Source organism: Microcoleus sp. N3A4 (assembly GCF_036701805.1).
Classification (GTDB): domain Bacteria; phylum Cyanobacteriota; class Cyanobacteriia; order Cyanobacteriales; family Microcoleaceae; genus Microcoleus.
In genome coordinates this window covers 1-9962 of record NZ_JAUBRJ010000129.1, presented here as the reverse complement: position 1 = coordinate 9962, position 9962 = coordinate 1, and the positions used below count along the sequence as shown (strand labels likewise).

The following is a 9962-nucleotide window of genomic DNA, read 5'->3' as shown; positions in this document are numbered from 1 at the left end:
TGGTTATTGGTTATTGGTTATTGGTTATTGGTTATTGGTTATTGGTTATTGGTTATTGGTTATTGGTTATTGGTTATACAGTAGTCATCGTAGGGGGCGCATTGCGAACCTTAGCTATTCCAGGGCTAATCTCTGCAATTGCTTTTTTGCGGAGCGTTGTGTTCGCAATGTATAGTGTTTAGACTCGCGCCAAATGTGAAGGATCTAACGAATAATGAAACATCGCTCATTATCCGTCAGACGTTAACACTATTTTCGAGATTTGTAAAAGCGCACGAACAGTTTTTCCAGTTCAATCCAGACAAACATCAGGGCGCTGAAACCGAAGCAAATCATCAATTCAAAAGGCGACAAATAGTGAGTTCCAAAAAAATCTCTCAGCGGCGGAACGTAAATCAGCATCAATTGCAAAGCAGTAGTAACAATCACAGATCCCCACACGAAAACATTAGTGAAGGGATTTAACTCCATAGTTAGTTGAGTGTTAGACCGAATTGCGATCGCGTGACCCATTTGCGCCAAACACAGAGTTGTAAACACCATTGTTTTCCAAGCATCTCGATCTCCGACATGGTTGGGGTTTGTGGTATATCCGTAAGCCCAGGACATCATCGCGATCGTCAAAATTGCAAAAATAATCCCGATCCGAATCATGTAAGAACCCAAACCCCGCGCAAAAATACTTTCTCGCGGGCTGAAAGGAGGCTTTCTCATCACGTTCGGTTCCGCAGGTTCGACGGCCAAGGCCAAAGCGGGAACGCCATCTGTTACTAAGTTCATCCACAAAATTTGCAGCGGCGTCAGCGGGACTCCTCCCAAACCCATTAAAGGTGCAGCGGCAATTGTCAAAACTTCGCCGATGTTGCTGCCCAAAATGTATTTAATAAAGCGGCGAATGTTGGTATAAACCACTCGCCCTTCTTCAGCCGCGGCGACAATAGTTGCGAAGTTGTCGTCGAGGAGCACCATATCGCTTGCTTCTTTGCTGACATCGGTGCCGGTAATCCCCATTGCGATGCCGATATCGGCTTGTTTCAAGGCGGGGGCGTCGTTAACGCCGTCGCCGGTCATCGCGACAAATTTGCCCCAACTTTGCAAAGCTTGGACAATCCGCAATTTGTGTTCTGGGGAAACGCGGGCGTAAACGCTAACCTGTTCGACTTGCTGTTTGAGTTCTTCTTGGCTGAGTTTTTCTAATTCTTGACCGGTGAGAACTCGATCGCCCTCTGTTGCAATACCTAAATCGTAGGCGATCGCCTTTGCTGTCAACTGGTGGTCCCCTGTAATCATCACCACCCGAATGCCTGCATCGCGGCACTTCACCACTGCTTCCCGCACTTCCGGGCGCGGGGCGTCCAGCATACTGACGAGTCCCAGCCAAATCATGTCTTGTTCGCTGGTTTCCTCAGAACCTTCGGGCGGCACGTTTTCCCAGAGTTTGTACGCAAACCCGAGGACTCGCAAACCGCCGCTTGCCATGTTGTTGTTTTCCACGAGAATGCGATCGCGCATTTCCTGAGTTAAAGGTTGTACTCGATCGCCGAGTATAATGCCTTTGCAGCGCTCCAAAGTCAACTCTGGAGAACCTTTGGTCAGCATCAAATAATTCGCCTGCTGTCCTTCTTCTGCGGGAAATCCCGAATGTCCCGATCTGCCGGGCACTTCGCAAATCACGCTCATCCGTTTGCGTTCGGAAGAAAAAGGAAATTCCGCTGTCCGCTGCAGCAATTGAGACTGTTTTTCCTTATAAATGCCTGCTTTTCCCGCTAAAGACAGCAGAGCTCCCTCCGTGGGGTCTCCCAAAATCTTCCATTCTTGCTCTTCGTGCTGCAATACTGCGTCGTTGCAAACTGCACAGGCAATTAATAAGGATTCGAGTTCTGGATATTCCTCTAAATTATTAATTTTGGTCGATGTATGGCGATCGGTAAAATCTCCGATCGGGGCATAGCCGTCGCCTCCTATGCCGACATTGCAGTCGCCCGTAGACACTAGCTGAACTACCATTTTATTTTGAGTCAGAGTACCTGTTTTGTCTGAACAAATGGTAGTTACCGAGCCCAAAGTTTCCACAGCAGGAAGTTTGCGAATCAGGGCGTTGCGTTTCACCATCCGCCTAGTTCCGAGTGCCAGAGTAACTGTCACGACTGCCGCGAGTCCTTCGGGAACCACAGCCACAGCCATGCTGAGAGAAACTTTTAACAGTTCTGGAAACCTACTGGTATCGAACCCGATGCCGCCGTTGTTGAAGGTAATCATCCCGCCGATGACGACAACTGCCACTAAGGCTAGGGCACCGGAGACTAGAACATTTCCCAACTGGCCCATCCGCTGCTGCAGGGGAGTCGGTTCGCTTTCTACTGACTGAAGCATGGCGGCAATTTTGCCCAATTCCGTTTGCATTGCGGTATTGGTGACGATCGCCTTTGCCCGTCCCTGAACAACTTCTGTGCCCTGAAAAATCAGGTTGAGCCGATCGCCCAAGGAAGCATCTTCTGAAAGTTCTAGATCGGCTTGCTTGGTAACTGCTAGAGCTTCTCCTGTCAAAGCAGATTCTCTGACTTGCAAGTTGGAAGCTTCGATCAAGCGTCCGTCTGCTGCTATTTTTACCCCAGCCTCCAATAGCATCACGTCTCCAGGTACGAGTTCCTTGGCTGCTATTTCCGAAGTTTTGCCGTCCCGCAGGACTCTGACTAGGGGGGAAGCGAGGTTTTTGAGAGCTGCGAGGGCTTTTTCAGCACTTTGCTCTTGGAAATAGCCGAGAATGCCGTTGAGTATGACGATCGCAAAAATGGCGATCGCATCTTTGGGAAAAGTATTCGACTGGATGTCCAAAAAAGCCGAAATCACGGCCACACCCATCAGCATCAACAACATGATGTTGGTGAACTGATCGACAAAAATCGACCACGGACTGCGGCCTCCGGTTTCTTCTAGTTCGTTGGGGCCGTATTGCTGCAAGCGTTCTGACACCTGTTGGCTGCTCAATCCAGCGTCTTTGTTGCTGCTTAGCTGCTTGAGAGTTTTGTCAATTGCTACGGTGTGCCAAGAAGAGGGAGAAGTTGAAGACATAAATTACGATCGAGCATGGGGCATAAAGGTGGTTGCGGCCGGACAGCTACAGCCGATCGATGTGGCTGATGGCAGTGAGAGAGTTTTTAGTTATAAGTTCTGAATAAAAAACTGTTTAACTTGGGACTCGTATTGGGCGGTTCGATGCCTTAAAGCAGGAAGCTTTCAACTTCACTGCGTTTCTAGCTCGATCGCGCCGTTTTTAGACCTACCGCTGATAGCACTTATCCACCTTACTACTAAAAATTAGCAATTCCTTCAGCTTTTACCCAACGGCTAACGGCTGAGTTTTGTGTTTAAATGCTGATATTTCGGGCTAAAGCTGTGGCTGTGGCGATCGGGCTGACTGTTTTTTGGGTTTTAGCTAGGCCGAATTCTGCCTGCATCTTGGATTGGGCAGAATTTTTGCTTTTTTTCCTATTCCCGGTGCCTTAGTTTTAGCAAAACTTTAATTTCCTTAATTTTTCTTAACAATTCCGTTTTCCTGGGGAAAGCCAACAGGGGCGATCGCTCTACGCGAGGGTTCGGGGCAGCCCCACCGCCACAGCACGGGCGACAGAATCAGACTTCTGGTTGCCAGCAGCAACCGCACATCTACCGCAGGGAGGAGATTTTCCCGCACTCGCCCAACCCCGATTTACCTTCTAACAAAGATAAGCTCCTGTAATAATTTGTAATAAACAAACGCGGGAGAGCATTGTATAAAGGTTATCAGAGGGTTGAAACGACAGGCTGCAGTTAATAAAAAGACTGATTAACAAGGTTTGTCGCATCTCATAAAAGGTGTAAAATTTTCTAAGGTTTGTTAAACGTCCGTTGCAATGTAACAATATTACAGGTAGCGGAAAGGGAGAGAACGAGCCGGCCAGCCCATTAGCTGGCGTCAACTTTCAACCCTTGCAGGTTTAAAAGCCTGAACAAATTTAACTTAACGGTTTTATACCGCAACCAAACTCAATTAACTCAAGTAGGAGAGTTCTTTCATGTTTGACGCATTTACAAAAGTGGTTTCCCAAGCAGACGCCCGCGGCGAATTTTTGGCCACAGGTCAATTGGATGCCCTGAGCAGCATGGTTTCAGAAGGCAACAAGCGGATTGACGCAGTTAACCGCATCACCAGCAACGCTTCCACAATCGTTGCCAACGCAGCTCGCTCTTTGTTTGCTGAGCAGCCCCAACTGATCGCTCCCGGCGGTAACGCTTACACCAGCCGCCGCATGGCAGCTTGCTTGCGCGACATGGAAATCATTTTGCGCTATGTCACCTACGCAACTTTCGCAGGTGATGCCAGCGTTCTCGACGATCGCTGCTTGAACGGCTTGCGCGAAACCTACCTGGCTCTGGGAACTCCCGGTGCTTCAGTGGCAGCAGGCGTCCAAAAAATGAAGGAAGCCGCGATCGCGATCGCCAACGACCCCAACGGAGTCACTCGTGGAGATTGCAGCTCGCTGATGTCTGAAATCGGTGGCTACTTCGACCGCGCAGCCAGTGCAGTCGGCTAAAAACAGCTAAGCGACAATTACTTGAGTGTAAAAAAAGCGATGGCTCGCCTTTTTACCAACCTTCTGTACCAAAACAACACAACATTAGGGAGAAAACAGAACAATGAAAACCCCGTTGACCGAAGCTGTAACAGCCGCCGATTCTCAAGGCCGTTTCCTCAGCAGCACCGAACTTCAAGTCGCCTTCGGCCGCTTCCGCCAAGCCTCTGCTGGCTTGGAAGCAGCCAAAGCTCTGACAGCTAACTCTCAGCGCTTGATCGACGGTGCAGCCCAAGCAGTGTACAACAAATTCCCGTACACCCAACAAATGCAAGGCAATAACTATGCTTCTACCCCAACAGGTAAAGCCAAGTGCGCCCGCGACATCGGCTACTACCTGCGTATGGTCACCTACTGCTTGGTTGCCGGCGGCACAGGCCCGATTGATGAGTACCTGATTGCAGGTATCGACGAAATCAACCGGACATTTGAACTGTCTCCTAGCTGGTACGTTGAAGCTCTCAAGTACATCAAAGCTAACCACGGCTTGAGTGGCGATGCTGCTACTGAAGCAACTTCTTACCTCGACTACGCAATCAACGCCCTGAGCTAGATTTGCGTGATGCCCGGAAATGTAAGCTGCTGTTAGCTTGAGCGTTAGCGGTTGTTTACAATTCCGGGCATCTGCGATCGAAGCCAAGTTTTCCAAATACATTTAAAAAGTTTGCAGTTTTAAAGCAAAAAGGGAGAAACACAGATGGCGGGATTAGGTGCAGCAGAGCGCTTGGGAATCAAAGCATTTGAAGAAGCCGGACGGGTAGAATTGCGCCCCCACTGGACTCAAGACGATGCCAAAGCAGTAATTCGCGCAGCTTACACTCAGGTTTTTGGCAACGAGTATTTAATGTCGAGCGAACGAGTTGCGAGTGCAGAATCTTTACTGTTGCAAGGACAAATTTCAGTTAAGGATTTTGTGCGGGCAATTGCTCAGTCGGAAACTTATCGGAAAAAGTTTTTTTACCCGAACTCGCAAACGCGGCTGATTGAACTCAACTACAAGCATTTGTTGGGCCGCGCTCCTTACGACGAGTCGGAAATTGCTTTCCACGTTGACTTGTACAATGCCGAAGGCTACGAAGCTGAAATCAATTCCTTCATCGACTCAGTTGAGTATCAAGAAAACTTTGGCGAAAGTATAGTGCCTTACTATCGCGGTTTCGCTACTCAAAGAGGTCAAAAAACCGTCGGTTTTAACCGGATGTTTCAATTGTACCGGGGCTATGCAAATAGCGATCGAGCACAAAACCAAACACAAGCGCGGTTAACCTGGGAAGTAGGTAGAAACATGGCTTCGCCTATCTACACCGCAGGTAGCGGACAAGCTCTTGCCGGCGTGTCGGGCGGCGATCGCGGACAACTTTACCGAGTCACCGCAATGCAAGGTTCTGCTAAGTTTTCGCCTCAAGTGCGGCGGACTACTACCGAATATCTCGTGCCTTACGAGCAACTTTCCACCCGGTTGCAGCAAATCAACAAACGGGGCGGCAAAGTGGTCAACATTACTGTTGCTTAAAACAAGCGATCGATTAGGAAAACAGTAATGTATCAGCTCTAAAGTTTGTAAAGACGTTTTCTTGAAAGCGTCTTTATAAAATTAGGAATTACGCAAAAAATCTTTCAATGCGCTATGTATGGGTAAGCTGCACAGTGCGGCGCACCCTACTAAAAAAAATGGCGCAATTTCCACAAATCTCAAGTACAACAAAGCTTAGAATTTACACTCATAAATTTAGGAGAAAATCTGGTGGCTATTACGACAGCAGCATCCAGACTGGGAACATCGGCACTGAGCGATGCGCCAAAGGTAGAATTGCGCCCGAACTACAGCAAAGATGACGTGCAAGTAGTAATTCGCGCTGTTTACCGTCAGTTGTTGGGCAACGATTATTTGATGAAATCCGAACGCCTGACAAGTGCTGAATCTCTGCTGCGAGATGGCAGTTTAACGGTGCGAGAATTTGTGCGCGCAGTGGCAAAATCGGAACTGTACAAAACTAAGTTTTTATACAGCAGCTTTCAAACTCGGACGATCGAACTTAACTACAAGCACTTGCTCGGCCGCGCTCCCTACGACGAATCTGAAGTAGTCTATCACTTAGATTTGTATCAAACAAAAGGGTACGACGCTGATATTGATTCCTTCATCGATTCAGTAGAGTATCAAGAAAGCTTTGGCGAGGATATTGTACCTTACTACCGGGGTTTTAACACTCAGCGGGGACAAAAAACCGTCGGTTTTACCCGGATGTTTCGCCTGTATAGGGGCTATGCAAACAGTGATAGCGCTCAACTAGAAGGCAACAACTCTCGCTTAGCCGTCGAACTCGGTAGCAACAGCGCCACCGCAGTAGTCGGCCCCTCCGGTGGCAGTGAAGGTTGGGCATACCGCCCTTCTGCGAGAAACGTGACTCCCGGCAGCGGCTTCGGTGGCGCGGCAGCTTACGGCAAGGAAGGAAGGCTGTTTCGCGTGGAAGTGTCTGGAATTCGCACGGGTGGCTATCCCAGCGTGCGCCGCAGCAGCAAGGCGTTTATCGTACCTGTTGAGGATTTGTCCTCGCAAATGCAGAAATTTCAGCGCCTGGGCGCGAAAATCGCCAGCATTACTCCAATTTAGTTGTTGGTTATTGGTTATTGGTTATTGGAACCAACAAATAACAAATAACAACTAACAACTAACAACTGACTACTGACTAATTACCAATTACCAATTACCAAGAATCTTATGTTTGGTCAAATTGTAGCAGGAACAAGTGGCAATACAGCTTCCGCTGGTCGCTGTTTTAGGTATGAAGTTGTCGGCTTGCGCCAAAGCGATGATACAGAAAAAATCGATTATTCGATTCGATCGAGCGCGAGTACATTTATCACCGTGCCTTACAGTCGGATGAATCAAGAAATGCAGCGAATTACTCGCATGGGCGGCAAAATTGTCAGCATTCATCCTTTAAGCGCGATCGCAGAACCGTCACCTGAATCATCCCATGAATCATCGGGTGATAACTAATAGTTTGGTTGCAGGGGCGATGAAAATCGCTCCTTGTCAAGCTAGAAGGGGCAATTGAAATCGCTCCTTGTCAAATGAAGTCCGCCTGCGCGCACTAAGAGTTTCCCCAACCCGCGCAGGCGGGTTTTGTCTGTGTAGCAGCGATTTTAATCGCCGAATAACTAATAACTAATAACTAATGACTGTGGATTATTACGAATCCGACTCACCGCCGGCGGGTGTAACTGGCGGCGAGTCTTTAACAATTGAACAGGCGATCGCAAATTTGCACTCCCAAGATTACAGTCTCCGCTACTACGCTGCTTGGTGGGTCGGCCGATTTCGAGTCAAGGAACCGGCTGCTATTGCAGCTCTTATTGATGCCTTGGAAGAAGAGTCAGAACAAACAAAAATAGGCGATTATTCCCTATTGCGAAATGCGGCGCGGGCTCTGGGTAAATTGGGCGACAAACAAGCCTTACCAGCGCTGATTCGCTGTTTGGAATGCACGGATTATTACGTGCGGGAAGCGGCGGCACAAGCATTAGAAATGCTGGGCGATCGCGATTCTATCCCGCGGCTAATGGAATTCTTAGATGGGGGTGTAGCAGCAGCCGTGCGAGTGCCGGGAAAATCGCATCTACAGCAGCCTTATGATTCGGTAATTGAAGCTTTGGGTACGCTGCAAGCCACAGAAGCAATACCGCTAATTTCACCTTTTTTAGAACATTCTGTAGAGCGGGTGCAGTACGCTGCCGCACGGGCGATGTATCAGTTAACTGGCGAGCGGGTTTACGGAGAACGGTTGGTAACTGCTTTGAATGGGGATAATTTGCAGTTGAGGCGATCGGCTTTAATGGACTTGGGGGCGATCGGCTATTTGCCCGGAGCGCAAGCTATTTCTGAAACTTTAGCAGAAAATAGCATGAAATTGATTGCTCTCAAAGGAGTTTTGGAGCATCACCTCGATCGACAAGAATCACTATCTTTGTCAGATGATGCTATCCGTGTTATGGATTTAATGGATAGTTTACTTTAAAAAAAATTAGTCACAACTGAAATAGGATTGCTGTAGCGATTTTCAATTGTCTACCGTATATTCAGGAGACAGCACATTTCAGGACACAGCACATTTCAGGACACAGCAGTGCTGTGTCCCTACGGCATATATGTATTTTAGGCAGGACACAGCAGTGCTGTGTCCCTACGTATTTTGATGAGAATGTTGGTGGGTGAGATGGCAAAAAGGTCGATCGCGCGATCGACCCAACCTACAATTAAAATGGTCACGGTAAAGCTTACAAATAAATGGCATTAGAACTAATTCGCGCTGTCGAACAAGCAGATTCTTCCGAGGGCTTGTTAAACGCAGTCAAAGCACTCGCGGCGGCTTCCTCAAAACAAGCAATTCCTACATTAATTACAGTGCTCGGTTACAACAACCCAGGCGCCTCTGTTGCCGCCGTTGACGGACTGATTCAACTCGGAGAACCTGCGGTGCTGCCGCTGCTAGAACAGCTTGACGGCTACAATTACGGGGCGAGAGCTTGGGCTGTTCGGGCTTTGGCTGGAATTGGCGACCCCAGGGGTTTAGAGATTTTGCTGGATGCGGCGGCGAATGACTTTTCTTTGAGCGTGCGGCGGGCAGCGGCTAGGGGTTTGGGGACGATTGGCTGGGAACTGATGCCAACAGAACAAATTTTAAATGCTCAAATTCGCGCTGCGAAAACCCTGCTGCAAGCGTCCCAAGACCCGGAATGGGTGGTTCGCTACGCAGCAGTGGGGGGTTTGCAAGCTTTGACGGGTGCTGCGGCTGTTCAACCGGATTGGTTAGCGGAAGTTTCGGCCCAACTTCAGGAAATAGCCCAAAACGATGAAACTTTAGCAGTTAGAGCTCGCGCAGTGCTTGCTAAGAAAAAATTGTCACTTAGCTAGGGTTTGGGCGATCGTCTCTTCCAAGTCCCCTTGACTGAGAGTGGTTAATATAAAAACTTCTTGTACGGTTTTGCCCTGTCTGGCAATGATTTTAAATCCCCCGCGGATGGGTACTGACACTCTTAATGTCATGCGGGGGATGTGTCCTTTAACTTTGTTGATGACGCCCGGAGTGACGGTTTGAATGCCGATTTTTAGGGTGAGGCGCTCTAAAATTGGTATCAAACCTGGAAGGTGGGTAGAGTGATTCCAAACTAGGCGGCCTTTGGGTTGTGCGTTCATAAATTTTTAACCAAATTCAACATACCCAGTCTAAGCCACCCCTAGGTGGAACCAATTTTAAATTCCCTCAACTTACCAGAAAGTTGGGTCTAAAGCCCCGTCCTTATAGGACGGCTTTAATTACGAGAAGTGTGGAGACTTGTTAAGTA

10 protein-coding genes and 1 pseudogene are annotated in these 9962 nt (G+C 48.5%); 8 read left to right on the top strand and 3 right to left on the bottom strand.

All coding sequences use genetic code 11. The features are described from left to right. Window positions 1-182: pseudogene (locus QUA56_RS35635) on the top strand (hypothetical protein); the annotation flags it as partial. Window positions 183-249: 67 nt separating this feature from the next. On the opposite strand, the gene QUA56_RS35630 reads toward QUA56_RS35635, so the two are convergent. Together QUA56_RS35630 and QUA56_RS35625 are read right to left on the bottom strand one after the other, a co-directional pair. Beyond that, window positions 250-3072: a cation-transporting P-type ATPase gene (locus QUA56_RS35630; RefSeq protein ID WP_333368493.1), complete on the bottom strand. Its 2823-nt coding sequence runs from the start codon at window positions 3070-3072 to the stop codon at window positions 250-252. A gap of 457 nt (window positions 3073-3529) precedes the next feature. Next, entirely contained in the window at window positions 3530-3694 is a 165-nt protein-coding gene (locus QUA56_RS35625; RefSeq protein WP_333368490.1) for a hypothetical protein, read from the bottom strand. 361 nt (window positions 3695-4055) lie between these two features. Here QUA56_RS35625 and QUA56_RS35620 point away from each other — a divergent pair, with 361 nt between their 5' ends. The 7 genes from QUA56_RS35620 (at window position 4056) to QUA56_RS35590 (ending at window position 9531) form a co-directional block, all read left to right on the top strand. Continuing rightward, a complete protein-coding gene (locus QUA56_RS35620; RefSeq protein WP_333368487.1) occupies window positions 4056-4574 on the top strand; it encodes a phycocyanin subunit beta in 519 nt (172 codons plus the stop codon). Window positions 4575-4677: 103 nt separating this feature from the next. After that, window positions 4678-5166 carry a phycocyanin subunit alpha gene (cpcA, locus tag QUA56_RS35615; RefSeq protein WP_333368484.1) on the top strand — a complete coding sequence of 163 codons (489 nt, stop codon included), beginning with the start codon at window positions 4678-4680 and terminating at the stop codon, window positions 5164-5166. 144 nt (window positions 5167-5310) lie between these two features. Next, window positions 5311-6126, top strand: a complete 816-nt coding sequence (locus QUA56_RS35610; RefSeq protein ID WP_333368481.1) for a phycobilisome linker polypeptide — start codon at window positions 5311-5313, stop codon at window positions 6124-6126. A 231-nt stretch (window positions 6127-6357) separates the two neighbouring features. Further along, entirely contained in the window at window positions 6358-7227 is an 870-nt protein-coding gene (locus QUA56_RS35605) for a phycobilisome linker polypeptide (RefSeq protein WP_333368479.1), read from the top strand. 108 nt (window positions 7228-7335) lie between these two features. After that, complete coding sequence (locus tag QUA56_RS35600) at window positions 7336-7617, top strand: phycobilisome linker polypeptide (RefSeq protein WP_333368476.1); 282 nt, start codon at window positions 7336-7338, stop codon at window positions 7615-7617. 178 nt (window positions 7618-7795) lie between these two features. Further along, window positions 7796-8635 (top strand): HEAT repeat domain-containing protein, encoded by an 840-nt coding sequence (locus tag QUA56_RS35595; protein WP_333368473.1) that lies wholly within the window; start codon window positions 7796-7798, stop codon window positions 8633-8635. Between the two features lie 269 nt (window positions 8636-8904). Next, a complete protein-coding gene (locus tag QUA56_RS35590) occupies window positions 8905-9531 on the top strand; it encodes a HEAT repeat domain-containing protein (RefSeq protein ID WP_333368470.1) in 627 nt (208 codons plus the stop codon). On the opposite strand, the gene QUA56_RS35585 is transcribed toward QUA56_RS35590, so the two are convergent. Then, window positions 9520-9813: a DUF2103 domain-containing protein gene (locus QUA56_RS35585; RefSeq protein WP_190732612.1), complete on the bottom strand. Its 294-nt coding sequence runs from the start codon at window positions 9811-9813 to the stop codon at window positions 9520-9522. The two genes, QUA56_RS35590 and QUA56_RS35585, sit on opposite strands and share 12 nt — an antisense overlap. Between the last annotated feature and the right edge of the window lie 149 nt (window positions 9814-9962).